The organism is Dyella soli (assembly GCF_054482295.1).
In genome coordinates this window covers 167,816-193,393 of record NZ_JBTFFU010000002.1, presented here as the reverse complement: position 1 = coordinate 193,393, position 25,578 = coordinate 167,816, and the positions used below count along the sequence as shown (strand labels likewise).

Sequence of the window (25,578 nt, the reverse complement as noted above, 5' to 3'; positions counted from 1 at the left end):
CGGTCGATCCGTGCTCGCCGTCACGCGGCCAGATCCTGCGCCGGCCACCCTCGCCGTCGCAGCCGGGCGCGGCTCTCCGCACAACATAACGGATGCGCGTGCATCCCCCCGCGCGTACAATCGCGCGCTTCCCCACCCGCCATTTCTTTCGGCTAAGCCTCTGTGACCCAACCCATTCTCAGTCCCGAACTCCCGACCGGCATGGCGCCGGCCCGCGCCCGCATCACCGCGGCCTGGCTGCGTGACGAAACCGAAGCGGTCAACGACCTGCTCGCCCAGGCCACGCTGCCGCCGGTCGAGCGCGAACGCGTGATCGACCTGGCCGCCGAACTGGTGTCGCGCGTACGCCTGCGCGCCAAGGACCAGAGCGCGGTCGAATCCTTCATGCGCCAGTACGACCTGTCGTCGGAAGAAGGCGTGCTGCTGATGTGCGTGGCCGAGGCGCTGCTGCGCATCCCCGACAAGGGCACCGCCGACAAGCTGATCCGCGACAAGCTCGGCGACGCCAACTGGAAGAAGCACCTGGGCCAGAGCGAGTCTCTGTTCGTCAACGTGTCCACCTGGGGCCTGATGCTCACCGGCAAGCTGGTGACGCTGTCGGAAGAGACCCGCCACGACTTCACCGGCGCGCTGCGCCGCCTGGTCGGCCGCGCGGGCGAGCCGGCCATCCGCCTGGCCGTGCGCCAGGCCATGCGCATCATGGGCCACCAGTTCGTGATGGGTCGCACCATCGGCGAAGCGCTGGATCGCTGCGCGCAGAAGGAATACGCGGTCTATCGCTATTCCTACGACATGCTGGGCGAATCGGCGCTCACCAGCGAAACGGCCGAGCGCTACCAGCAGGACTACCGCAACGCGATCGCCGCCATCGGTGCGCGCGGCCCGTTCGCCAACCACACCGACGCGCCGTCGATCTCGGTCAAGCTGTCGGCGCTGCATCCGCGCTATGAAGTGGCCAAGCGCGAGATCGCCCGCCGCGACCTCACCGCCAAACTGCTGGAGCTGTCCCAGCTGGCCATGAAGAACGGCATCGCGCTGTCCGTGGACGCGGAAGAAGCCGACCGCCTGGAGCTGTCGCTGGACATCCTCGGCGACGTGTTCGCGCATCCCTCGCTGCAAGGCTGGAACGGCCTGGGCATCGTGGTGCAGGCTTATGCCAAGCGCACGCCGTTCGTGATCGACTGGCTGATCGAAACCGCGCGCGCCAGCGGCCGCCGCTGGTACGTGCGCCTGGTGAAAGGCGCCTACTGGGATGCCGAGGTCAAGCGCGCGCAGGAGAACGGCCTGGCCGGTTACCCGGTGTATACGCGCAAGCCCAACACCGACGTGTCCTACCTCGCCTGCGCCCGCAAGCTGTTCGACGCGGGCGTGGAACTGATCTACCCGCAGTTCGCCACGCACAACGCGCACACCATTGCCGCGGTGTTCCACGCCGCCCAGGGCCGCCCGTTCGAATACCAGCGCCTGCATGGCATGGGCACTGATCTCTATGCCGAGGTGATCGGCGCGCAGAACCTCAACGTGCCCTGCCGCGTGTACGCGCCGGTGGGCACGCACGAAGACCTGCTGCCGTACCTGGTGCGCCGCCTGCTCGAGAACGGCGCCAACACCAGCTTCGTCAACCGCGTGGTCGACGAAACGCTGCCGGTGCGCGAACTGGTCGCCGATCCGTGCGAGACCGTGCGCGCCTTTGCTTCGATCCCCCACCCGCGCATTCCGCTGCCGGTGAATCTCTACGGTGAACTTCGGAAGAATTCCATGGGCGTCAACTTCTCCAACGACAACGAACTGAAGGCCCTCGCTGAGGCGATCCAGCACAAGTCCGGCCCGTGGAGCGCCGCACCGCTGGTGCCGGGTGCCACCAGCACCGGCGCGTCCGTGCAGGTCACCAACCCGGCCAACCGCAACCAGGTCGTGGGCAGCTACGTCACTGCCGACAGCGCCAGCGTCGACCGGGCGCTGGCCAATGCCGTCGCCGCCCAGCACGGCTGGGACCGCCTGCCGGCCGCCAGCCGCGCCGCCATCCTCGAGCACGCCGCCGAGCAGCTGGAAGCGCGTCGCGCCGAATTCATCGCGCTGTGCGTGCGCGAGGCCGGCAAGAGCCTGCCCGACGCCATCGCCGAGATCCGCGAAGCCGCCGACTTCCTGCGCTACTACGCCACCATGTCGCGCCGCCTGTTCGGTCATCCGGAACAGCTGCCCGGCCCGACCGGCGAAAGCAACCAGTTGTTCCTCAATGGCCGCGGCGTGTTCGTCTGCATCAGCCCGTGGAACTTCCCGCTGGCGATCTTCCTGGGCCAGGTCAGCGCCGCGCTGGCCGCCGGCAATGCGGTGATCGCCAAGCCCGCCGAGCAGACCAGCCTGATCGGCTACGCCGCCGTGAAGCTGCTGCACGAGGCCGGCGTGCCGGCCGACGTGCTGCAGTACCTGCCGGGCGATGGCGCCACCGTCGGCGCCGCGCTGACGCGCGACCCGCGCGTGGCCGGCGTGGCCTTCACCGGTTCCACCGAAACCGCCTGGGCGATCAATCGCGCCCTCGCCGCACGCAACGCGCCGATCGCCGCGCTGATCGCCGAGACCGGCGGCCAGAACGCGATGATCGCCGACTCCTCGGCGCTGCCCGAGCAGATCGTCAAGGACGTGATCTCCTCCGCCTTCCAGTCCGCCGGCCAGCGTTGCTCGGCCGCGCGCGTGCTGTTCGTGCAGGAAGACATCGCCGACAAGGTGTGCGCGATGCTTGCGGGCGCGATGGCCGAGCTGAAGGTGGGCGATCCGGGCCAGCTGTCCACCGACGTGGGCCCGGTGATCGACGAGGATGCGAAGAAGATCCTGGTCGACCACGCCGCGCGCATGGACAAGGAAGCGAAGAAGATCGGCGAAGTGGCGCTCGACCCGGCCACTACCGGCCACGGCACGTTCTTCGCGCCGCGCGCGTACGAAATCCCCTCGCTGTCCGTGCTGACCCGCGAAGTGTTCGGCCCCGTGCTGCACGTGATCCGCTGGAAGGGCGACGAACTCGGCAAGGTGGTCGACGAGATCAATGCCACCGGCTACGGCCTCACCCTGGGCATCCACAGCCGCATCGACGACACCGTGGAGTTCATCCAGAGCCGTGCGCGCGTGGGCAACTGCTACGTCAACCGCAACCAGATCGGCGCGGTGGTCGGCGTGCAGCCGTTCGGCGGCGAAGGCCTGTCGGGCACCGGCCCGAAGGCCGGCGGCCCGCACTACCTGCTGCGCTTTGCCGGCGAGCGTACGCTCACCATCAACACCACCGCCGCCGGCGGCAATGCCTCGCTGCTGACCATCGGCGAGTAGTCGCGGCCCCGGGCCGGCGAGGTTTCGCCGGCCCGCCCGACGGGCAGGAGGTTTCGTGCAGCGTGCCTGGCTTCTCGCATCGATCCTGTGCGCGACCCTGTGCTGGGGATCGCTGCATGCCGCGCAGGCGATCGATGACGAGCCGCACTTCATCGCGTCGCTGCAGCTTGGCTCCGCGCCGGACGTGCGCTACCTCGATGCCGCGGGACGCACGCTGGACTACGCCGCCTTCGCCCATCAGTTGCGCGAAGGCAGGACCTACCACGGCACCCGCGACACCCGCAGCGGCCAGGCTGTCTTGCGCATCGCCGGCGCGGCGCCGGGCCATCGCGGCATCCGCCTTGCGTTCGGGCGCGGCGACGCGTTCCCACCTTTCGAACTGCCTTCCCTCCACGGCGACGTGCAACGACTCAGCGCGCTGCGCGGTCGCTATACGCTGGTCAGCTTCTTTTTCGCCGAATGCGGCCCGTGCATCGCCGAGGTGCCGGCGCTCAATGCCTACGCGCGTGCGCACGGCGACATGAACTTCGTGGCGATCACCTATGAGGACGCTGCCACGGCCCGCCGCTTCCAGGCCGAGCGCGGCCTCGCCTGGCCCATCCTGCACGACGGCCAGGCCCTGATCGACGTACTGGGCGTGGACACCTACCCCACCCTGATGCTGGTCGACCCCGCGGGACGCCTGGCCGGCACCGCGGTCGGCATGACGCTGCGCCAGGACGACGGTCAGCGCCAGGCCGAACTCGGCCGCTGGATCGAACTGTGGAAGGGCGGCGGCGCCAGGTAAGCCAGGTTGCGCATGCAGCCGGAGCCGCCTCGCTCAATAAGGTGTCGGCGCGATCAGCGCGTGCTCGGCACTGCACTGCGGCCCGGCATTGGACGGCGCTGTCTTGCGATAGGCGGCCAGTTCCTGCCGCGCGGCCGCCAGTTGCTGCTGGAAGGCAGCATCGGCATGCAGGGCGGCCACCACGGCCGCCCCGTTGACGGCACCGGCCTCGACCGCGCTGAGATTGTGCACGCCGCATACCACGCGGCTGTCCGCGAAGGCGCGTGAGCGCAGCAGCAGGTCGCTCGCCCGGTCCGGGGCCAGCTCGGTGAGCACCAGGCCCACCGCCCAGCCGCGGGTCGCGTGGCCGGACGGGTAATCGAAGCTCTTCGCCAGCTGGTCGGTGGGCTGGCAGGTGGCCCCCTGGTCGATCAGGAACGGGCGCTGGCGCTGGTTGGCCTTCTTGGCAGGAGCCGTCGAAGCATCGGCCGCCGTGCTGGCCTGGTCGACCAGCGCCGTCAGCTGCGGCAGCTGCGACGCATCCAGCTTCACGCCCATCGCGCAGCTGAAGTCGTCCAGCAGCACTGGCGTGGCGTACTCCACGTCATGCTGGGCCTGGCTCCAGCGTGGCGTGCCTTGCAGGGCTCGGGTGGCGCGAAAAACCTGCCGGTCCGCCTCGTAGCGGGGTGAACCGGCGGCGGGCGCGGCGGGCAGCAGCACGGCGGTCTGCAGCTGGCTGACCGACCCCGCGGCCTGGCTGGTCGACGGTCGGGCCGGCTGGGCCGGACCACAACCGGCGGCGATGCCCAGGGCAACCAGCCCGGCAGCGCGCATGGCGTGGACAAGAGCGTGATGCATGAGCGTTTTCTCCCCGGACCAGACACAGGCGGCAACGGGCAACCTGCCCTCGCCAGCATGCCTCAGGGCGCAGCGTGGTGCATTGCATGAAGCCGCTGGGTCGCTACGCATGATATAGATCATGGCGGCGCCGGGCTGTTCCGGCTCCAGGGGGTTGGAACAAGCAGATGACGTCCGTCGCCGCCTCGGCCGGCCAGGCAACCAGTGATACCGCGCGGGCGCCCCATGGCGCCAATCCGCGTTACACCGCCGCCGAAACGCCGCCGAACATCCTCGTGCACCTGACCCAGCTGGCGATCGCGCGCGGCCTGCCCTGCGATGGCTGGTTCACCGGCTCAGGGCTGACCCGCGAGCAGCTCAACGACCCCACGCTGCGCGTCTCCTATCGCCAGGCCCGCACGGTCATCCGCCGTGCGCTGCAGGCCACCGGTGAAGGCGGGCTGGGGCTGGCGACCGGCCGGATGGAGACCCTGGGCAGCTTTGGCCTGCTGGGCCTGGCCATGATGACCTCGGCCACCTTCGGCGATGCCATGACGGTCGGCATCACCCACCACCGGGTCAGCGGCAGCCTGGTCGATGTCAGTTTCGAGGTGGCCGGCCCGCGTGAAGTCGCGCTGGCCTTGTGGCCGCGCTTCAACGATCCGCCGCTGCTGCCGTTCCTGTGCGAGGAACTGTTTGGCAGCGCGCTGGCGATCGCACGCCAGCTGATCGGCGAGCACTTCCGGCCCACGCGGCTGGAGGTGACCTACGCGCAGCCGCCCCATGTGCAGGACTACGCCGACTATTTCCAGTGCGAACTGGTGTTCGGTGCGCGCGCCAACCGCGTCATGCTGGACACCCAGTGGCTGGCCCACCCGCTGCCGACGCACAACCCGCTCACCGCGCAGCAGGCGCTGGCCCTGTGCATGCAGCAATACGACGGCGGCGCCCAGCAGGAGGTGGTCGCTTCGGTGGAACGACTGCTGCGCAGCCACATGCGCCAGCAACCGCGCCTGCCGGACGTGGCCCGCATGCTGAACATGAGCGAGCGCTCGCTGCGGCGCCGGCTGGCCGAAAGCGGCCGCATCTTCCGCGAAATCCACGACCGCGTGCGTGCCGAGCGGGCGCTGGAACTGCTGCACGGCGGCACGCTCAGCGTGGCCGAGATCGGCCTGGAAATCGGCTTCAACGACCCGCGCGAATTCCGCCGCGCCTTCAAGCGCTGGACCGGCATGCCGCCGCGCAGCGCTCGCCAGCAGGCGGCCTGAAGCCCCCCCCGCGGGAATACTGCATCGGCCCTATGCTGGCCGATTTACCCCCCTTACCCGCTGCTGCGCCCCTCCCCAGCGCCGTTGTATTCCATGACAGTGAACCGTCAAGCAGCCAGCCGAACCCGGGGAGTAAGGCCACCATGCGCAAGATCAGTCTGAGCATCATCATTCCGCTGCTGCTGGCCGCCTGCGGCCACGAGGCGCCGCCGGCGCAGAACAGCGCGGACGCCTCCTTCGAGGCCAGGCTCCAGCAGCAGCTGCTGGATGCCAAGCCGGGCAGCGTGATCGAGATTCCGGCCGGCCACTATCACCTGCAGCGCGGCATGAGCCTGCGCACGGATGGCGTGACCATCAAGGGCGCCGGCATGGACAAGACCGTGCTGTCGTTCAAGGGCCAGGTGGTCGGACCCGAAGGTCTGCTGGTCAATGCCAACGACTTCACCATCGAGAACCTCGCGCTGGAAGACACCAAGGGCGACGCGCTCAAGATCAACCAGGGCAAGAACATCACCATCCGCGGCGTGCGCGTGGAATGGACCGGCGGCCCCAAGACCACCAACGGCGCCTACGGCCTGTACCCGGTGAAGACGCAGAACGTGCTGGTGGAAGACTCGGTGGTGATCGGCGCGTCCGATGCCGGCATCTACGTGGGCCAGTCCAACAACATCGTCGTGCGCCGCAACCGCGCCGAATACAACGTGGCCGGCATCGAGATCGAGAATTCGGTGAACGCGGACGTGTACGAGAACACCGCCACCCACAACACCGGCGGCATCCTGGTGTTCAACATGCCCAATCTCTCGCAGGCCGGGCACGCCACCCGCGTGTTCAAGAACAAGGTGTTCGACAACAACACCGACAACTTCGCCGCCAAGGGCGCGGCCGTGGCCAGCGTGCCGCGCGGCGCCGGCGTGGTGGTGAACTCCAACGACAAGGTGGAGATCTTCGACAACGACATTGCCGACCACCAGACCGCCAACGTCATCATCTCCAGCTACTTCTCGACCAACTACTACAACACCAAGGGCGTTGCGGCCGACTACAACCCGTATCCCAAGGGCATCTTCATCTACGACAACCGCTTCAAGGGCGGCGGTGATTCGCCCGACGGCCTGAAGCTCAAGACGCTCAAGACCGCGGTGTACGGCCTCAGTGGCAAGTTCCCGGACATCCTGTGGGACGGCTACATGGACGAGAAGACGCTGGTCAACGGGCTGCCGCCGGCCGGCGACCGCTTCTGCATCCAGAACGGCGACGTGGGCGTGATCAATGCCGACGGCCCGCACGACTACAAGAACCCCAGCACGGATACCAAGCCGTACCAGTGCACGCTGCCGAAGTTGCCGCCGGTGGTACTCGATCCGGAACCGAAGGCCTGAGGTAGTCGTGCTGATGAAGTCCTGTTTCTGTTTCCTGCTGTCAAGCATGCTGTTGCTCCTGGCTGGCTGCCACCGCGACCTCGATCCGGTGGCATTCCAGCCGGATGGACGTCCATCCCGCCTGAGTGACTGGCACGTGGTCGAAGTGCGGGACGGCAAGCTCGTGCTCAACCACGGCGTGGTGCCGTACGACCTCAACACGCCCCTGTTCACCGATTACGCGCACAAGCTGCGCACGATCTGGATGCCAAGTGGCGTGTCGGCCAAGTACGACCCCAACGACACGTTCGACTTTCCCGTCGGCACCATCATCAGCAAGACCTTCTATTACCCGAAGACCCCGGACGGCAAGTTCAGCGATGTCGCGCGCACGTACGACACCGCGCACGACTTCGCCGGCGAAGGGCTGGACCTGGACAAGGTGCACCTGATCGAGACGCGCATCCTGGTGCATCGCGAATCTGGCTGGGCCGCGATTCCGTACGTGTGGAAGGACGACCAGCGCGATGCCGAACTGGCGCGCACCGGTGCGGTGATCCCGCTGACACTGGTCGACGCCAGCGATGCGCGCGAGGACTTCAACTATGTGGTGCCCGACGAGAGCCAGTGCTCCAGCTGCCACGCGCAGGACTGGGTCACCCGCAAGATCCATCCGATCGGCCCCAAGGCACGCCACCTCAATCGCGACTACCACTACGCCGGCGGCGATGAAGACCAGCTCGCGCACCTGATGCGCGTGGGTTACCTCACCGGCGCACCCGCGGCCGGGCAGGCGCCGCGCAACGCGAACTGGATGGATACGCGCGCCTCGCTGGATGCGCGTGCCCGCGCCTATCTGGACATCAACTGCGGCCATTGCCACAACCCGAAGGGCGCAGCCAACACCACCGCGCTGACGCTGGATGTGAGCGTCGCCGAGGACCGTCACCTGGGCATCTGCAAGCCGCCGGTCGCGGCCGGCCGCGGCACCGGTGACCATCTGTTTGACATCGTGCCCGGTTCGCCCGGCGACTCCATCCTGCCTTACCGCATGGAGTCCGCCGAACCCGGCGTGATGATGCCCGAGTTGGGCCGCAGTACGGTGCATCGTGAGGGCGTTGCACTGATCAAGGCGTGGATAGCGGCGCAGTCGGGGGGCTGCGTCGCCATTCATTAAAAAGATGCAGCAAGCCGCGGCCCACGAGCCGCGGCCTTTCATTTCAAGGGGAGAAAACTGGTGATGATCATCCGACCACGTCCGCTGTCCGTCTGCCTGCGCCATCTGCTGTTCGGCGGCACGGCCATGCTGCTTGGCGCCATGCCCGTCGCGGCCTTTGCCGTCGACGACGCGCAGGCATCGGCGCAAAACACCGCGAACGCGGACACCGCCGCCAAGCCCGCCGACCCGGCGAAGGCCAAGGAACTCGGCAACATCACCGTGACGGCGCAGAGCCGTAGCCAGGAAATGCAGTCGGTGCCGATCCCGCTGCAGATCGTCACGGCCAAGCAGATCGACACGCTGGCCGCCACCGACCTGAGCAAGATGGACCTGTTCGTGCCTGGCCTGGTGGTCAGCGCCGGCCAGCCCACGCAGCCCAACTACCAGCTGCGCGGCATCAGTACCAGCGACTTCGGCGTCGGTACCGAATCGGCCGTGGGCGTGTACATCAACGGCGTCTATGCCGCACGCTCGGGCGGTGCCTTGCTGGCGTTCAACGACATCGCCCGCATCGAGGTGCTGAAGGGCCCGCAGGGCACGCTGTTCGGCCGCAACGCCGCAGCCGGCGCCATTTCGATCGTCACCAACGAGCCGACCGACACCTTCGAGGGCAAGGCGCGCGTGCGCATCGGCAACGATGGCGCCCGCTACGCCGACGCGCTGCTGAACATCCCGCTCAACAAGGACATGGCCCTGCGCCTGAGCGTGCTGGACAACCAAAGCGATGGCTGGGTCAAGGACGCCGCCACCGGCAAGCGTTATGGCGAAGACAACGACTGGGGCACGCGCGCGGTCTATCGCTGGAACATCACCGACAACACGCGCGTGCTGCTGTCGTGGGACCACGAGAAGCTCAACCAGCCGCCGCAGCCGGAATTCGGCCTCATCCCGCTGTCCAGCGACACCAACCAGCGCGCGCCGTTCCCCGCCGATCCGAGCACCTACCTGAACCCGCTGCACGCGCCGCTCTACAACGATGCGATCGGCGGCAGGGAAACGCGCCGCTTCGACGGCGCCACGCTGTCGGTCGACCACTCCTTTGCTTGGGGCAGCCTCGTGTCCACGACCGCCTGGCGCGGCTTTGACACTTTCAATCGCGGTGACTACGACGGCACCAACCATGTCGTCACCTACCTCGACACGACCAACATCGAGCACAACAACAGCTGGTACCAGGAGTTCAAGCTTTCAGGCAACAACGACCTGGTGGACTGGGTGGCCGGCGTCAGCTACTACCATGAGCAGGCGCGCCAGCAGAGCCAGACCAACGTCAACACCGACAGCATCGACACGCTGGCGCAGAACGTGATGGGCGTGGGTACGCCGCTGACCGACATCAGCAACGCGCTGGCCTCGTTCGGCCTGCCCTTCTCGCTGCTGGGCGATCCGTGGCACGAAGCGATCAGCAACGACGGCAACTTCAAGGCGTATGCGGCGTTCGGCGACGTGATCTGGCACATCAACGATCGCCTCAACATCACCACCGGCCTGCGCTACACGCGCGACGAGAAGCAGTTCAGCTGGTACAACATGCCGCGCAGCGCGCCCGCCTTCGACGCCACCGTCACCGGCCTGCAGGAACTGGGCATCGTCGGCATGCTGCCGCCCGAGGCCCAGGGGGCGCTGGCGGCTTTCGGCAACAACATCATCTTCACCAACGCCGTGGGCATTCCGGTGAAGGCGAACAACACCTGGAACAACCTCAGCCCGCGCGTGGTGGTGGATTACAAGTTCACCCCCGACGTGATGGGTTATGCCTCGGTCACCAAGGGCTACAAGGCGGGCGGCTACGACAGCGTCGAAGTGGGCTCCCGCTTCGCGCCGGAAAAGGTCATCAACTTCGAGGCGGGCGTGAAGACGGTGTTCCCGGAGCACAACCTGCTGCTCAACGCGACCACCTATTACTACCGCTACGACAACCGGCAGTCGCTGACGCTGGACCCCAACACGGCCGGCTCGGGCGTGCCCCAGTACATCGTCAACAGCAGCGACCAGGAAGCGAAGGGCCTGGAGCTCGAGGCGCAGTGGCAGCCCGTGGACAGCTTCCGCCTGGGCTTCACCGGTGCCTACATCGACTCCACCTACCGCAAGGGCGTGGCGCCGGACGGCGTGGACCTGACCGGACAGCCGACCGGCGAGCCGAAGTTCTCCGCCGCCGCCTCGCTGGCCTACACTTGGCACGACGTGGCCAATGGCAACCTGGAGTTCGACCTGGCGCATGCGTATCGCGGCAAGACGCGCTGCAACAGCGACTCGCAGTTCCAGGGCCAGTGCTACGTGAGCCCCAACTTCTCCGTCGGCACCAGCCAGCAGGAGACCGACGCCAGGCTGGACTGGCATGCGGCGGGCGATCGCTGGGGTGTGGCACTGTATGGCACCAATATTTTCAACAAGCGGTACGTGACCGGCGTGAACAACATCAGCACTACGGTGTTCGGCACGCCTTTCGCCACCATCACGCCGCCGCGCGTGTGGGGCCTGGAACTGCGAGCGAAATTCTGACGTCATGAGCGAAACCGAGCAGTCACTCCGCGACATCCTGCAACGACTGCGCGAAGCGCAGGCACGCGACCCCATGCCCACCTGGGCGTCGCGTGCCGCCCGGCTTCGCACCCTGGAGAGGATGCTCGCGGAGCAACGCGCGGACTTCGCCGCGGCGATCAGCGCCGACTTCGGCCATCGCCCGGTGGAAGAGACCGAACTGCTGGAGATCTATCCCAGCGTGTCCAACCTGCGGCACTCGCTGCGCAAGGGACGCCGCTGGATGCGTCCCCGGCGCCGCTTCGCCAACCTGGTGTTCCTGCCGGCCCGCACCACGCTGATGCCGCAGCCACGGGGCGTGGTGGGCATCATTTCGCCCTGGAATTATCCGCTGTACCTGGCGGTGGGTCCGCTGATCGACGCGCTCACGGCGGGCAACCGCGTGATGCTGAAGATGAGCGAATACACGCCACGCTTCTCGGCGCTGTTCGCCGAGCAGGTGGCGCGTTACTTCAAGCCGGACGAAGTGGTGGTGGTGACCGGCGATGCCTTCGTGGCGCAGGCGTTCTCGGCGCTGCCGTTCGATCACCTGCTTTTCACCGGCTCCACCGCCGTGGGCCATCACGTGATGCGCGCCGCCGCCGCCAACCTCACGCCGGTGACGCTGGAGCTGGGCGGCAAGTCGCCGGCCATCGTCGGCCCGACGGCGCGCCTGGACAATGCCGCCGAGCGCATCCTGTTCGGCAAGCTGGTGAACGCGGGACAGACCTGCATTGCACCCGACTACGTGCTGGTGCCGCGCGAGCGCATGCCCGAGTTCATGGCAGCCGCGCGTGCGGCCGCCGCCCGCCTGTACCCGTCGCTGGGCACGCAAGGGCAGTACGCCACCATCGTGTCCGATCGCCAGTACCAGCGACTGGCGAAGCTGCGCGACGATGCCGTGGCCGCCGGCGCGCGCAGTGAGCCGCTCAGCGACGCCACGGAGTCACCGACGCAGCGCCTGCTGCCGCCGGTCATGCTGACCGGGGTCAACGATGGCATGGCGGTGATGCAGGACGAGATCTTCGGCCCGCTGCTGCCACTGGTGCCGTACGACAGCATCGACGACGCCATCGGCTACGTGGCCGCGCATCCGCAGCCGCTGGCGCTGTACCTGTTCGAGCAGGACCGCGCGGTCATCGACCGCGTGCTGTCGCGCACGCACGCCGGCGGCGTCACTATCAATGACACGCTCTACCACATCGCCCAGCACGGCCTGCCGTTCGGCGGCGTCGGCCCGTCGGGCATTGGCGGTTATCACGGCGAGGCAGGCTTCCGCACGTTCTCGCACGTGAAGTCGGTATTCCACCAGTCGCGCGTCAACGGCGCCGGCATGCTCAATCCGCCATACGGCCCGCGCTTTCGTCGCATGCTCGAACTGCTCAAGCGGCTGGGCTGACCTCCACGGGCTGCTTCGTTCCTGCAACGAGCCGCTCCACTCCCGGTGGCAAGACGAAAAAAAACCTCCCCGCTCGCGCGGGGAGGTTTTCGTGTGGAGCCGTTCCGCTTCGCGGCGAGCCGCGCGTTAGAACTTGTACTGGGCCGACAGGCTCAGCAGGTTGCCGTAGTCGTCCGAGCTGCCGGACAGCACGTCGCCGGTCGAGCTGACGGCGTTCATGCGCGCCTTGTTGACGAAGATGTGCGCGTACGACGCGTTCAACTCGAAGTGCTCGGTGGCCTTGTAGGTGCCGCCGAACGAGACCAGCTGACGGGTGCCATCGGGAACGCGCGGATCGCGGGTCGCGGTGGAGGTCGGCGTGGTGTCCAGCGCCAGGCCGGCACGCAGGGTCACCTTGTCGTTGAGGTAGTAGTCACCACCGATGGACACGTACCAGCTGTTCTTCCAGTTGAACACTTCGGTCGTGGTCGGCTGCGCCGGGTTCGAGTAGTACACGGTCAGGTTCTTGAACGAGTCCCACTTGGTCCAGGCCACGTCGGCGCCGAAGCCGAACTTCTCGGCCTGGTGCCAGTAGCTGGCCGTGGCCACGGCCGGCGTGGTGAACGGCGCGGTGCCGTCGGTGTGGGTGAACGGCACGCCGCCGGCGCCGGCCAGCAGCGGAGCGACGGTCGGGCTGGACAGCAGCGCGGCCACGTTGGCCGGCATGGAGAAGTTGGCCGTGCCCTGGATCGTGTGCGAGATCTTCGAGCGGTAGTCGAGGGCCAGCTTGTCGTTCGGGGTGATCTTCCAGAACGCGCCTACCTGCCAGCCGTAGGCCCAGTCATCACCCTTGATGCGGGCGATGCCGTCGGAGCCCGGCGGCACGATCAGGTTGACCTGCTGTGCCAGCGCCTGGCCCATGGCCGGCGGCAGCGCGCCCGCCATCACCGCCTGGTTGACCAGGCCCAGGCCGACAGCGTTGTAGTTGATGGCGGAGGTCAGCTCGGCCGAGGTCTTCTGGGCGATGCCGCTCAGGCCCAGGGCGAAGTTGTCGCTCACGTCGTAAGACACCGACAGGGTGCCGTCCAGCGAGGTGAACTTGGACTTGAGGGCGTTGTAGCGGCCGATCCAGTTCTGCTCGTACTCGGTCTGGAAGCCGAACGGCACCGTGAAGGCGCCGCCGACGTGCCACTTGTCGGACAGCTGGGTGGCGAAGAACAGGGCCGGGACCGGCATGGTGGTGCCGGCGTCGCCGCCGTTGCCGCCGCTGATCGGGCGACCCAGCACGTCATGGGCGGTGCCGCTGAACTTGGTGCCGAAGTTGATGGCAGTGACGTCTGCCTGGAAGTACGTGCCCTTCAGCTCGGTCATCGCGGCCGGGTTGTTGGCCACGACGGAAACGTCGCCGCCCGCGGTGGCGGAGCCGGCGTAGGCGCGGCCCATGGCCTTGGCGCTGTCTTCATGCAACTGGAACGCGCTGGCTTCGGCACGCTGCGGAGCGGCGAGCGAGCCAAGGATGGCCAGGCTCAGCGCAGCGAGCGTGAGCGGACGGCCCGCGCGTGAAAAATGACGGAAAGACATCTGCATCAGTAGTGCTCCTGCTTATGTTTGATCTGGCTCGGGTAGTAGCAAGGGGCCTGACGTCCGCCTTAGTTTTCATACGCGCGTTTGACACCCCCGCGCGGCACTGTGCCGGCTCACCGCAGGCCTTGCAAGTGCACTCGCAGCAAAGTTCCCCGGCGATGGAAGCCCATTCAGGTTGTTCGTCGCTGATGGGCGAAGATCCCCGGTCCCGCAAAGCAGGACGCACGCCCAGCGGGCTGTTACGCTTGCTGTCCGCACCCCAGCAAGTGCGCCCTCATCCTCAGATCAACCGACGGGTGTCGCCATGCACTGTTTCGTCTACGCCAGCCTGCGCAAACCCGATACCTACCTGTGGCTCAGCCGCCGTGACGACTTCACAGTGATGCCCGAGTCGCTGGCCCTGATGCTGGGCGAGCTGCGCTTCGTGCTGGAACTGCAGCTGAGCGAACAGCGCCGGTTGCCCCACGAAGACGTCCACCATGTGATGGAACACCTGAGCGGCCAGGGCTGGCATCTGCAGCTGCCGCCGAAGGAAACGCTGGCCGCCGCCAATCACCCCGCCTACAAGAGCGCGCCTCAGGATCGCAAGCAAGATCACTGAAGCGATACCCCTCGTCACCGTTAACACGGGATTACCTTCTGCCCGCGTAACGATTCCTATACTCCCTGCTTATGGCCTACTCAAAAACACGTCGTCCGCCTCCGTTGCTGCAAGCACTCACCTGGTTCGTGCCGGGGCTGATCGCCACAGCGATCGCCGCCCTTGGAGCACACCCGCTTGCGCTGATTCCCCTACTGGCGGCCAATGCGCTGACCATGGCGGCGGTCTGTCACGCCATCGGCTTCGATCCCGAGCCGAGCTTCATCCGCACCGTGCTGCGGCGCGGCGCGGCGCACCTGGTGATGTTCACCGGTTACGTCGTGCTGGTGTTCGTGCTGATCGCGTGGCCGATGCTCAAGCTCAACCAGGCACCGAGCCTGGGCGCCGCGCTGATGCTGGCTGCCGCCCTGGTGGTGGCGCTGGCCTCGCTGTGGCGCCTGTGGCCGGCGTTCGGCCTGGTGTTCGTGTGGGATGACGCCTATCCGGCGCAGAGCGACGGCTCGTGGATCTTCACCGCGACCGCGCGCAGCCTCGCCTTCGGTCGCCACCTGTCGCGCGAAGAGCGCTTCTTCACCCATTTCCTGCCAGCGGCGCTGTCGCTCCTGCTGCTGGCGTTTGGCGCGATCGTGCTCGCTGGGCTCTATGGCGTACTGCCATCGGAACTGCGCGTCGCCGCCCTGGTGATCTACGGCGTGGTGCTGGTGCCGCTGGGCTGCCTGGTGATCGCCAACCGCACCTTGCGCGCCCTGCTGTGCGAAGGCCGTCGCCCGTTGCGCCAGCCTGCTGCCGGCGTGGTCGAGCCGGCGGCCGCCGCCCCGGCGCCTCGGCCGGCGCCGCAGCTCAGCGAGCAAGAACGCACTGCCGGCACGCCCGAACAGGCGCGGGCCCTGCTGGCCGCCACGCGCGACGGCGACATCGAGCGCGCGCTGGCGCTGGTGGAGGCCGGCGCGGACCCCAATACCGCCCCCGCCGCCGGCGAACGCGACCAGCGTCCCGTGCTGATGCTGGCCGCGCTGCTGCCGGACACGCGCCTGCTGCGCGCGCTGATTGCCAGGGGCGCCGACGTCAACCGCGCCAGCGGTGGCTTCACCCCACTGCTGGCCGCCACCCGCGACAGCTGGCACGGCCGCGCCGACGCCGTGATGACCCTGCTGGCCAATGGCGCCAACCCGCTGGCCGCCGATGCCGAGGGCAACACGGCCCTGCATGGCGCCGTGCTGACCGGTGAACCCATCGTGGCCGCGATGCTGCTGGACGCCGCCGCGCCGGTCAACGCGCTCAACAAGGCCGGGCTGAGCCCGCTCGCGGTCGCCTGCCGCGCCGCCAACTGGCCGCTGGCGAAGTTCCTGCTGGAACGCGGCGCCAAGCCGACGCCTGCCGATGGCGAACCCGCGCTGGTCGCCGCTGCCGGAGTAGCCGACGACGACGTGGAAGGCGTGAAGCTGTTGCTCAAGCATCGCGCCGCGGTCAATGCCGTGGACGCGCGCCATCGCAGCGCGCTGATGGCCGCCGCCGCCGAAGGCCACGAACAGATCGCCCGCGCCCTGCGCGCCGCCGGTGCCGATGCATCGCTGAGCGATCGCCGAGGCAGCACCGCGCTGATGGAGGCGGCCCGTGCCGGCGCCGTGGGCATCGTGAAATTGCTGGCCGAGGCCCAGCCCAATGCGCGCGCACGCGACAGCCATGGCCGCGACGCCCTGACCCTTGCCTGCCAGTCGCCGCAGGCCCATGCCGAAATGATCCGCGCCCTGCTGGCCCTGGGTGCCGAAGCGAAGACCGTTGGCAGCGACGGCCGCAGCGCGCTTGACCATGCCGCTGCCGCCGGCCGCTGGGACCTGGTGGCCCTGCTCGATCCGGAGACTCCGCTCCCGGCCAGCCTGAGCATGGAGGCGCTGCCCGAAGGCGCCGACACCCCGGCGCACCTGCTCGACGCCCTGCGCTTCGGCCACTGGGCCATCGTCTCCAGCTTCAGCGCGCGCGTGCGCGAATGGCCGCAGTCGCAGCTCGCCCAGCTCTACCTGGAACTGGCCGCGCCCGGCCAGGGCGGCGCCCGCCGCTGGTTGCTCGACCACGGGCTCAACCCCGAGGCCCGCCTGCAGCCGCAGCTGGTCGACGACGCCGACACCGCCGAGGGCGGCGAGTCCCCGCTGCCGCCGCTGGGCCGCCGCCTGTTCGACGCCCTGCTGCCGCAATTGCCTGCTGCCACCGAGGCGGTGGAAGACCTGCTGCAGGCCGGCGCGAGCCCGGCCGGTACCGGCCTGCTGGCGCAGGCCCTGGTGCGGCTGGAAGACAGCGCACAGGGCGCGGCGCTGCCCATGGCCCTGCTCGAACGCGGCGCCGATCCGTTCGGCGTCGACGCGCGCGAGCGCACGCCGGTGCACCTGGCCGCCACCTTCGGCCATGCCGCCCTGCTGCAGGCGCTGCTGGCACGCGGCTGCGACCCCAACACGCGCGACGGCAGCGGCCGCACGCCGCTGTTCGCCGCACTGGAACATGGCGAACGCGCACTGCCGCTGGTGCGCGCCCTGGTGGCGCACGGCGCGGACCCGGAAGCGATCGATGCCAATGGCGAAACACCGCTCGGCCTCTCGCTGGAACATGGCGCCATCGAGCGCTGGTTGAACTGGGGTGACTGGACCCGTCCCGCCCGCCCGCTGCGCGCCGACGACCTGCCGCTGGCGGCCACGGCCGGAGCGCTGGCCGCGGTCGAGCGCCTGCTCGAGCTCGGCTTTGCCGTCGATACCCGCGACCACCAGGGCGCCACGTCGCTGCTGCACGCGTGCGGCGCCGGCCAGCGCGAAGTGGCGGCCCTGCTGCTCGACAAGGGCGCCGATGCCACGCTGGCGGCCACCAACGGCATGACGCCGCTTGCGGCGGCGGTGGGCGCGCGCCGCGAAACACTGGTTGCCTTGCTGCTGCAGCACGGCGTCGCGGTGGACCAGCGACTGCCGGGCGACGCCACTGCACTGATGATCGCCGCGGCCATGGGCTATCCGGAGATCGCCGAGCAGCTGCTTGAAGCGGGCGCCGAGGTGAATGCCATCGATGCGCGCGGCCATGCGGCCCTGCATGCCGCCGCGCAGTACGGCTTCGACCACAACGACAGCCTGCGCGCGCGCCGCCTGTTCGACGCGCTGCTCAAGCGCAGCGCCGACGTCAGCCTCGCCGACAAGGAAGGCAAGACTGCGTTGCTGCTGTTGCTTGGCGCGCACCTGCGCCCGGGCAGCGACTGCGATGCCACGCACATCGGTGCGCTGGTGCCGGTGCTATTGGACGCGGGCGCCACGCTCGAGCATGCCGACCAGCGCGGCGTCACCGCCCTGCACGCCTGCGCCATGCATGCCTTGCTGGCGCCGGCCCGCGTGCTGCTGGCGCGCGGCGCGGATCGCCAGGCCGCCGACGCCTTCGGTCGCACGGCGGCCGATGTGGCCCGCGCCATCGGCTATGTCGACATCGCGCACGAACTGGCCGCGCGCAGCAATGGTGCCATTCCCAGCGTGCGGCAGATGCTGCGGCAGCCCGCCCAGCCGGCCGACTGAAGCTGGCAAGAAAAAGCCCGCCGATGGCGGGCTTTTTCTTGCCGTGGTCTCGTTGCGACAGCAGTAGCGAAGCGCGTCAGCGCGTCACGTCCTGGTCGTCCGGTGTGACATGGGTCGGCTTCAGCCGCTCGCGCTCGGCTTCCGGCTCGGCGTCCGCCTGGTAGAGCTGGTCGAGGTCGGCCAGCGCCTCGCGCGTGGTCTGCAGGATGCGTGCATCGTCGTCGTACACCAGGTATTGCCGCTTGAGCAGCTCCGCGTCGTGGCGCCGGAAACGCTCGACGCGATCGGCCGCCAGCTCGGCGGACATGCCCAGCGCTTCCAGCGTCATGCGCGTCATCTTGAGGCTGGAGTAAAGCGTCTCGCGCACGGGCAGTTCCACGCCCAGGTCCATCAGCCGCCATGCGTGCTGGCGATTGCGTGCGCGCGCGACCACCTTCAGGCCGGGATACAGCCGCCGCACCACGCGCGCCGTGCGCAGGCTGGCCTCGGGGTCATCGCTGGCCAGCACGAACACGTCCGCCTGTTCGATCTGCGCGGCGCGCAGCAATTCCGGACGCGCCGGGTCGCCATAGAAGATGTTGCTGGTGTTGCCAAAGCGCTGGACCAGGTCGATCTGCTCCACCGAATGATCCAGCGCCACGAACGAAATGCCCTGCGCGCGCAGCACGCGGGCCACGATCTGGCCCATGCGGCCGTAGCCGGCGATGATCACGCGCGGCGAATCGGCCACGATGGTGTCGTACGCGCGCGTCTTCCTCGGCTTGCTGCCGAGCACGCGCCCCAGCAGCGCCACCAGCAGCGGCGTGAAGGCCATCGACAGCGTGATGGCCAACACCTGCAGGCCATGTTGCGTCGGCGTGATGAGGTCCTGCTCACGCGCCAGCTTGAGCACCACGAAGGCGAATTCGCCGCCACAGGCCAGCAGCACCGCGAGCCGCAGCGAGTCGCGCCGGTCCAGGCCTCCGATCAGGCGGCCCAGTGGCCACAGCAGGGCACCCTTGAGCGACACCAGCACGATCACCAGCAAGGCCACCATCTGCGGCTGCTGGAACAGCAGGGACACGTCCATCGACATGCCGACGCTGATGAAGAACAGGCCGAGCAGCAGGCCCTTGAATGGTTCGAGATGCGATTCCAGGTCGTGCCGGTATTCGGAATCGGCCAGCAGCACGCCGGCGAGAAACGCGCCGAGCGTGGCCGACACGCCAACCAGTTCCATCACCCAGGCCGTCCCCATCACCACCAGCAGCGCCGTGGCGGTGGACACTTCGATCGCGTCGGTCTTGGCCACGAAACGGAACACCGGCCGCAACAGATAGCGACCACCCACGACCACCGCGATGATCACGCCCACCGTGCGCGCCACGATCCATGGGTTGAAGCCGTGCGTGGTCGATTCGGCGGCCAGCAGCGGCACCACGGCGATCAGCGGGATCGCCGCCAGGTCCTGGAACAGCAGGATGGCGAAGGCCTGCCGGCCGTAAGGCGTGCCGGCTTCCTTCCGCTCGGCCAGTATCTGCAGGCCAAAGGCGGTGGAGGACAGGGCCAGGCTGCTGCCGACGATGGCCGCGGCGTTGAGGGTGAGTCCGAACAGGTAAAAGCCGGCGATGCCGAGCACGAGGCTGGTCCCCAGCACCTGCAGCAGGCCGGTGCCGAACACTTGCCGCCGCATCACCCACAGTCGCTGCGGCGACAGCTCCAGGCCGATGACGAACAGCATCAGCACCACGCCGAATTCGGAGATGGTCGCCACGCCGCCCGTATCGCTGATCAGGCCGAGCTCCTGCGGCCCGATCGCGATGCCGGCGAGCAGGTAGCCCAGCACCGAGCCGAGCCTGAAGCGTTTGGTCAGCGGCACCGCGATGACCGTCGCCAGCAGGAACACCAGCGCCGTCTGCAGAAAATGGCGACTATCCACCCGCGCACTCCTTCCAGGGGTTGGTCATTATTCCACGGCGCCGCCATCGATGACCCGGTCCGTCGCGACCCGGTCCGTGACGCGCGCCACGCGCATCACGATTCACGCCGCGAGTGGAAGCTCCTGCCATTGCCGCGCAAGGATGCTCGCCAGCTGCGTGATCGCCGGCGCGGGATCGGCCTCGGCGCGATGCAGGCGCAGCCCCAGCGATCCGAGCGACGGCAGCATGACGCTCTGCGGCGCCAGCGCGCGCACGCTCGGCGGCAGCCCGCACGACGTGCGCAGCGACAGGCCAAGTCCGGCGGCCACCGCGGCCCAGATGCCGGCAAGGCTCGCGCTGGTAAAGGCAATGCGCCAGGGGATATTGGCGCGATCGAGTGCGGTGATCGCGGCGGTGCGCATCAGGCACGGCGCCTCCAGCATCACCAGCGGCAACGCTTCGCCAGGCGGGCGCAGGCGCGCCGGGTCCAGGCCGCCGGCGCCGATCCAGCACATCGGCACGTCACCCAGGTGTTCCGCGTACGGCGTGGTCACGCCGGCATCCCATGCCAGCGCAAGGTCGAGTCGCCCCGAGGCAAGCCGGTCGAGCAGCTCCGCGTTGCGCGCGATGCGCACTTCGACGCGGACCCTGGGATGCGCCCGTGCGAAGCGCCCGAGCACCCCGGGCAACAGACTCTCGCCGAAATCCTCCTGCAGGCCCAGCCGCACGCCGCCTTCGAGTTGGGCGCCACGCAGCGCGCTGGCCGCTTCATCGTTGAGCTCCAGCAGGCGACGCGCGTAGGCCAGCATGGTCTCGCCGGCCTCGGTCAGCACCATGCCGCGCCCCGCCTTGCGCAAGACCGGCGTGCCGGCCTGTTCCTCCAGCTTCTTGAGCTGGGCGCTGAGCGCCGAGGTGGAGCGGCCGAGCCGCTCGGCGGCGCGCGCAAAACTGCCCAGCTCCACACCGGTTACGAAGCTGCGCAGGACATCGAGATCAAAGGTGACCCGTCGCATGGCAATCATCCTGCTTTAGTGAATGATTGATTCACTATTTTCTGCTTTTCAGGACATTACTCTCGACCCTAAGCTTGCTCCCGTCAATAACCGGGCCGGAGGATCGGGCCGTGATCGCCATGCAATACAGCTTCACCCTGCCCGCCGACTACGACATGGCGATCGTCCGCCAGCGCATCGCCAGCAAGGGGCCGATGCTCGACGATTTCGACGGCCTGCACTTCAAGGCCTACCTGCACACGACGCGGGGCGACCCCACCTTCGACGCGCACGAGAACCTGTATGCGCCGTTCTACCTGTGGCGCGACAGCGCCGCGATGCAGCGCTTCCTGGGCAGTCCGGGTTTCGCCGGCGTCGCGCAGGCCTTTGGCTGGCCGGTGATCGGCTGCTGGCCCGTGTGGGATGCCCAGGTGACGCCCGAGGCGCGCGACGCCCGCTTCGCCTCGCAAGAGATCCACGCGATCGAACCGTACACCGACCTCGATGCCCTGCGTCGCGACGAACAGTCCGCCCTGCAGCACGACATCGGTCGCGGTGCCTTGGCCGCGGTCAATGCATTCGAGCCCACCACATGGACGCGCGTGCGCTTTCGACTGTGGCGCGAGCCACCCGCCGCCACCGCCGCTTCACATCGCCGGCTGTATGCCGTCGGCCACGTCTCGCAGCCTCCCACCCGCGGCTGACCACCATCCCCACGGAGCATCCACCATGCCACTCGTACGCGTCTCCCTTCGTCGCGGCAAGTCGCCGCAACACATCGCTGCCATCCGCAACAGCATCTACCGCGCCATGATCGAATCGTTCAACGTGCCGCAGAACGATCGCTTCATCGTGGTGCATCAACACGACGCGGAGGAGTTCGACTACGACGCCAACTACCTGGACATCGCGCGCACCGATGACCTGGTGATCATCCAGGTCGCCTGCAACAACACGCGCACGCTGGAGCAGAAGAAGGCGTTCTACCAACGGACCGCCGAACTGCTGGGCGTCGAACCGGGACTGCGGCCGCAGGATGTGTTCATCAATTTGCTGGAGACGGCCAAGGAGAACTGGTCGTTCGGGAATGGGGTGGCGCAGTACGCGTAGGCCTCTTGCTGAGCCTCGTCGCCAGGGTGCCGCCTGCGCGGCGGGCGTTTCGAACCGCTGCCGCGGTCCGAGTCACTTTTCTTTGCTGGCCCATAGAAAAGTACCCCAAAGAAATGGCCTCAAAGGCTGGCAGCACGGCGTGGGATACAACCGCCGGCGACTGGGGCCAGCCGCACTTCGGTGCGTGCTACCTCATGGATCACGGCTATGCCGCAGGACGCTGAAGCCGAGAGGGCTTAAGGCCGGCTCCATCGAAGGAATCCTTCTCCCTCCGGCGACCCGAAGGTAGTCCCTGTGGGAGAGAAGGTGCCGGCAGGCGGATGAGGGTTCGGTCGGAGCGCGAGATGGAAAGGCCACGCAAGCCCCGCACCCTCACCCCAACCCCTCTCCCGAGGGGAGAGGGGCCAGGAAAGGCGAAGGCCAAGAGGCCTACTCCCCCCGCAACCACCGCGCCGCATCCACGGCGAAGTACGTGAGGATGGCATCGGCGCCCGCGCGCTTGAAGGCGGTGAGCGACTCGAGCACGACGGCCTTTTCGTCCAGCCAGCCGTTCTGCGCGGCGGCCTTGAGCATCGCGTACTCGCCGCTCACCTGGTAGACGAAGGTGGGCATGCCGAAGGCGTCCTTCACGCGCCGCAGCACATCGAGGTAGGGCATGCCGGGCTTCACCATCACCGCATCGGCACCTTCGCTGATGTCCAGTTCGATCTCGCGCAGGGCTTCGTCGCTGTTGCCGACATCCATCTGGTAGGTGTGCTTGTTGCCCTTGCCGAGATTGGCTGCCGAACCGACCGCGTCACGGAACGGGCCATAGAACGCCGACGCGTATTTGGCCGAATAGGCGAGGATGCGAGTGTGGATGTGGCCCGCGCCTTCCAGCGCATCGCGGATCGCGCCGATGCGGCCGTCCATCATGTCCGACGGCGCCACGAAATCCATGCCGGCCTCGGCCTGCGCCAGCGACATCTTGATCAGCGCCTCGATGGTCGGTTCGTTCATCACGTAGCCGTCGGCATCGATCAGGCCGTCCTGGCCATGCGTGGTGTAAGGGTCGAGCGCCACGTCACCGATCAGGCCGAGCTCGGGATAGGTCGCCTTGAATGCGCGCGTGGCCCGCTGCATCAGGCCCATCGGATTCCATGCCTCGCGCGCGTCCTCGGTCTTCACCGCGGCGCCCGGCGACGGGAACAACGCCAGCGCAGGAATGCCCAGCCGCACGCACTCACCCGCCAGCGTGAGCAACTGGTCGATGGACAGGCGCTCGACGCCCGGCATCGACGGCACCGGCTCGCGCTGGCCTTCACCCTCGATGACGAACGCGACCATGATCAGGTCGCTGGCCAACAGCGTGTGCTCGCGCATCAGTGCGCGGGAGAAGGCATCGCGGCGCATGCGGCGCATGCGGATGGCGGGAAAGCTCATGGGCAAGTTCTCACGAAAGGCATCGCGCCATTTTAGCGCCTTGCGCCAGGCGCGGCCGACGGGACCGGCAAACCGCACCCAGCATGAACGCCGGATCCTGCGAATACCTGGCTGACACGTTCGCCGGTGCAGGCTCTCCCCGCCCCCGCCCAACCAGGAGTCAGGTCATGAACACCCCTGCCGCTCGCCCCCATCGCTGGCCGCTGGCCGCCGACGCGCAGTATCTCGGCCCACACGACGACACCGCGCCGATCGACGTGACGGTCGTGTTGCGTCGCAAGGGCATTCGCCCCGCGCCGGCGGCGTGGCCACATCCGCCGGCAGCGAGGCGCGAGGATTTCGGCACCCACTGGGGCGCCGACGCGGCCGATGCAGAATCGGTGCGCGGGTTTGCGCGCACGCACGGGCTGCAGGAAACCGGCTGTGAACTGCACCGGCGCGTGATGCACCTGCGCGGTGCGCCACAGGCACTGCAGCAGGCGTTCGGCGTGCAACTGGGGCGTTACCAGGTGTCCGCTGGCGGTCCGGTGATGCTCGGCTGCCACGGCAAGCCCCAGCTTCCCGCGGATGTCGCGCCCGCAGTCATCGCCGTGCTCGGCCTGGACAAGCGACCGGTGGCACGCCCGCATTTCCGTCGCGCGATGGCGGCGGCGAGTACGAGCTATACGCCCATCCAGGTCGGGCAGCTCTACGACTTTCCCGCCAACACGGACGGCAGCGGCCAGACCTTGGCGGTGATCGAGCTCGGCGGCGGTTTCACGCAGGCCGATTTCACCCAGTACCTCCAGGGCCTGGGCATCAACCATCCGCCCACGGTTACCCAGGTGTCGGTGGCGGGCGGCACGAGCCAGACCGGCAGCGATGCCGACGGCGAGGTGATGCTGGACGTGGAGATCATCGGCGCGCTCGCGCCCGGCGCGGCCATCGCGCTGTATTTCGCGCCCAATACGGACCAGGGCTTCTACGAAGCCATTTCGCAGGCCGCGCACGACACGACGAATCATCCGTCGATCATCTCGATCAGCTGGGGCGGACCGGAGGACAGCTGGTCGGCACCGTCGCTGGCCGCCATGCAGTCGGCGCTGGAAGACGCGGTCGCGCTGGGCGTCACCGTGACGGTGGCCTGCGGCGACAGCGGCTTCACCGACGGCGAAAGTGACGGCAAGCCGCATGTCGACTTTCCCGCGTCCAGCCCCTACGTGCTCGCCTGTGGCGGCACCAAGCTCACGACGAACGGCAGCGCGATCAAGAGCGAGACCGTGTGGAACGAGCTGGCCGGCAACGAAGGTGCCACGGGCGGCGGCGTCAGCGCGCAGTTCGCCCGGCCCTCGTGGCAGTCATCCTCGAAGGTGCCCAAGGGTGCCAAGGGCTTCGCCGGACGCGGCGTGCCCGACGTGGCCGGCGACGCCGACCCCACCACCGGCTATCAGGTGCGCGTTGACGGCCAGGACCAGGTGATTGGCGGCACCAGTGCCGTGGCGCCGTTGTGGGCCGCGTTGCTCGCGCGCTGCAGCCAGACGCTGGGCCACAGCCTGGGCGATCCCCATGAAGCGCTGTACAGCATCCCGGCCACGGCGTTCCACGACATCACCAAGGGCAACGATGGTTTGTTCAAGGCGGCCAAGGGCTGGGACGCCTGCACCGGGCGCGGCAGCCCGAAGGGCCAGGCCTTGCTCAACGCCCTGTCCTCGATGACCAGCGGCAGCGTCGGCGCCCCCGCGACGACCGCGCCGCCGTAAGCGTCCATCGCGAGGCCCGCGTCGGC

17 protein-coding genes and 1 pseudogene are annotated in these 25,578 nt (G+C 68.2%); 13 read left to right on the top strand and 5 right to left on the bottom strand.

What is annotated here, in order from left to right:
- Window positions 1-162 precede the first annotated feature (162 nt).
- Window positions 163-3,318 (top strand): bifunctional proline dehydrogenase/L-glutamate gamma-semialdehyde dehydrogenase PutA, encoded by a 3,156-nt coding sequence (putA, locus tag ACXU4B_RS11245; protein ID WP_131412492.1) that lies wholly within the window; start codon window positions 163-165, stop codon window positions 3,316-3,318.
- 55 nt (window positions 3,319-3,373) lie between these two features.
- Window positions 3,374-4,105, top strand: a complete 732-nt coding sequence (locus ACXU4B_RS11240; protein ID WP_131412494.1) for a TlpA family protein disulfide reductase — start codon at window positions 3,374-3,376, stop codon at window positions 4,103-4,105.
- A 33-nt stretch (window positions 4,106-4,138) separates the two neighbouring features.
- Here the strand turns inward: ACXU4B_RS11240 and ACXU4B_RS11235 are convergent, their stop codons facing one another.
- On the bottom strand, window positions 4,139-4,942 hold the full coding sequence (locus ACXU4B_RS11235; protein WP_165583231.1) for a phosphatase PAP2 family protein: 804 nt from the start codon (window positions 4,940-4,942) through the stop codon (window positions 4,139-4,141).
- A 167-nt stretch (window positions 4,943-5,109) separates the two neighbouring features.
- On the opposite strand from ACXU4B_RS11235, the gene ACXU4B_RS11230 reads away from it, so the two are divergent.
- The 5 genes from ACXU4B_RS11230 to ACXU4B_RS11210 all read left to right on the top strand — a co-directional run bounded on the left by ACXU4B_RS11230 (window position 5,110) and on the right by ACXU4B_RS11210 (window position 12,688).
- Entirely contained in the window at window positions 5,110-6,189 is a 1,080-nt protein-coding gene (locus ACXU4B_RS11230) for an AraC family transcriptional regulator (protein ID WP_131412498.1), read from the top strand.
- Window positions 6,190-6,332: 143 nt separating this feature from the next.
- The gene (locus ACXU4B_RS11225; protein ID WP_131412500.1) at window positions 6,333-7,571 is read left to right on the top strand and encodes a parallel beta-helix domain-containing protein; all 1,239 of its coding nucleotides are present in this window, start codon (window positions 6,333-6,335) and stop codon (window positions 7,569-7,571) included.
- A 13-nt stretch (window positions 7,572-7,584) separates the two neighbouring features.
- A complete protein-coding gene (locus ACXU4B_RS11220; protein WP_131412502.1) occupies window positions 7,585-8,727 on the top strand; it encodes an SO2930 family diheme c-type cytochrome in 1,143 nt (380 codons plus the stop codon).
- 63 nt (window positions 8,728-8,790) lie between these two features.
- Window positions 8,791-11,271: a TonB-dependent receptor gene (locus tag ACXU4B_RS11215; protein WP_131412504.1), complete on the top strand. Its 2,481-nt coding sequence runs from the start codon at window positions 8,791-8,793 to the stop codon at window positions 11,269-11,271.
- A 4-nt stretch (window positions 11,272-11,275) separates the two neighbouring features.
- Window positions 11,276-12,688 carry a coniferyl aldehyde dehydrogenase gene (locus tag ACXU4B_RS11210; protein WP_131412506.1) on the top strand — a complete coding sequence of 471 codons (1,413 nt, stop codon included), beginning with the start codon at window positions 11,276-11,278 and terminating at the stop codon, window positions 12,686-12,688.
- A gap of 126 nt (window positions 12,689-12,814) precedes the next feature.
- Here ACXU4B_RS11210 and ACXU4B_RS11205 read toward each other — a convergent pair whose 3' ends face one another.
- The gene (locus tag ACXU4B_RS11205; RefSeq protein ID WP_131412508.1) at window positions 12,815-14,254 is read right to left on the bottom strand and encodes an OmpP1/FadL family transporter; all 1,440 of its coding nucleotides are present in this window, start codon (window positions 14,252-14,254) and stop codon (window positions 12,815-12,817) included.
- Window positions 14,255-14,555: 301 nt separating this feature from the next.
- On the opposite strand from ACXU4B_RS11205, the gene ACXU4B_RS11200 reads away from it, so the two are divergent.
- The 3 genes and pseudogenes from ACXU4B_RS11200 (at window position 14,556) to ACXU4B_RS11190 (ending at window position 18,391) form a co-directional block, all read left to right on the top strand.
- Window positions 14,556-14,852, top strand: a complete 297-nt coding sequence (locus ACXU4B_RS11200; protein ID WP_131412510.1) for a YcgL domain-containing protein — start codon at window positions 14,556-14,558, stop codon at window positions 14,850-14,852.
- An 830-nt stretch (window positions 14,853-15,682) separates the two neighbouring features.
- Window positions 15,683-16,216 (top strand): annotated as a pseudogene (locus ACXU4B_RS11195) (ankyrin repeat domain-containing protein); the annotation flags it as partial.
- Complete coding sequence (locus tag ACXU4B_RS11190) at window positions 16,199-18,391, top strand: ankyrin repeat domain-containing protein (RefSeq protein WP_458910891.1); 2,193 nt, start codon at window positions 16,199-16,201, stop codon at window positions 18,389-18,391. The pseudogene ACXU4B_RS11195 and the gene ACXU4B_RS11190, both read left to right, overlap by 18 nt.
- A 76-nt stretch (window positions 18,392-18,467) precedes the next feature.
- On the opposite strand, the gene ACXU4B_RS11185 is transcribed toward ACXU4B_RS11190, so the two are convergent.
- On the bottom strand, window positions 18,468-20,309 hold the full coding sequence (locus ACXU4B_RS11185; RefSeq protein WP_131412514.1) for a monovalent cation:proton antiporter-2 (CPA2) family protein: 1,842 nt from the start codon (window positions 20,307-20,309) through the stop codon (window positions 18,468-18,470).
- 102 nt (window positions 20,310-20,411) lie between these two features.
- A complete protein-coding gene (locus tag ACXU4B_RS11180; RefSeq protein WP_131412516.1) occupies window positions 20,412-21,302 on the bottom strand; it encodes a LysR substrate-binding domain-containing protein in 891 nt (296 codons plus the stop codon).
- 119 nt (window positions 21,303-21,421) lie between these two features.
- Between ACXU4B_RS11180 and ACXU4B_RS11175 the strand changes: the two genes are divergently transcribed.
- Both ACXU4B_RS11175 and ACXU4B_RS11170 read left to right on the top strand, forming a co-directional pair.
- Window positions 21,422-21,985, top strand: a complete 564-nt coding sequence (locus ACXU4B_RS11175) for a DUF4865 family protein (RefSeq protein ID WP_240734178.1) — start codon at window positions 21,422-21,424, stop codon at window positions 21,983-21,985.
- 25 nt (window positions 21,986-22,010) lie between these two features.
- The gene (locus ACXU4B_RS11170) at window positions 22,011-22,391 is read left to right on the top strand and encodes a tautomerase family protein (protein WP_131412520.1); all 381 of its coding nucleotides are present in this window, start codon (window positions 22,011-22,013) and stop codon (window positions 22,389-22,391) included.
- 429 nt (window positions 22,392-22,820) lie between these two features.
- On the opposite strand, the gene hemB is transcribed toward ACXU4B_RS11170, so the two are convergent.
- Window positions 22,821-23,813, bottom strand: coding sequence for a porphobilinogen synthase (gene hemB, locus ACXU4B_RS11165; protein WP_131412522.1), 993 nt, complete (start codon window positions 23,811-23,813; stop codon window positions 22,821-22,823).
- Between the two features lie 167 nt (window positions 23,814-23,980).
- Between hemB and ACXU4B_RS11160 the strand changes: the two genes are divergently transcribed.
- Window positions 23,981-25,552, top strand: a complete 1,572-nt coding sequence (locus ACXU4B_RS11160) for a S53 family peptidase (RefSeq protein WP_131412524.1) — start codon at window positions 23,981-23,983, stop codon at window positions 25,550-25,552.
- Window positions 25,553-25,578 lie beyond the last annotated feature (26 nt).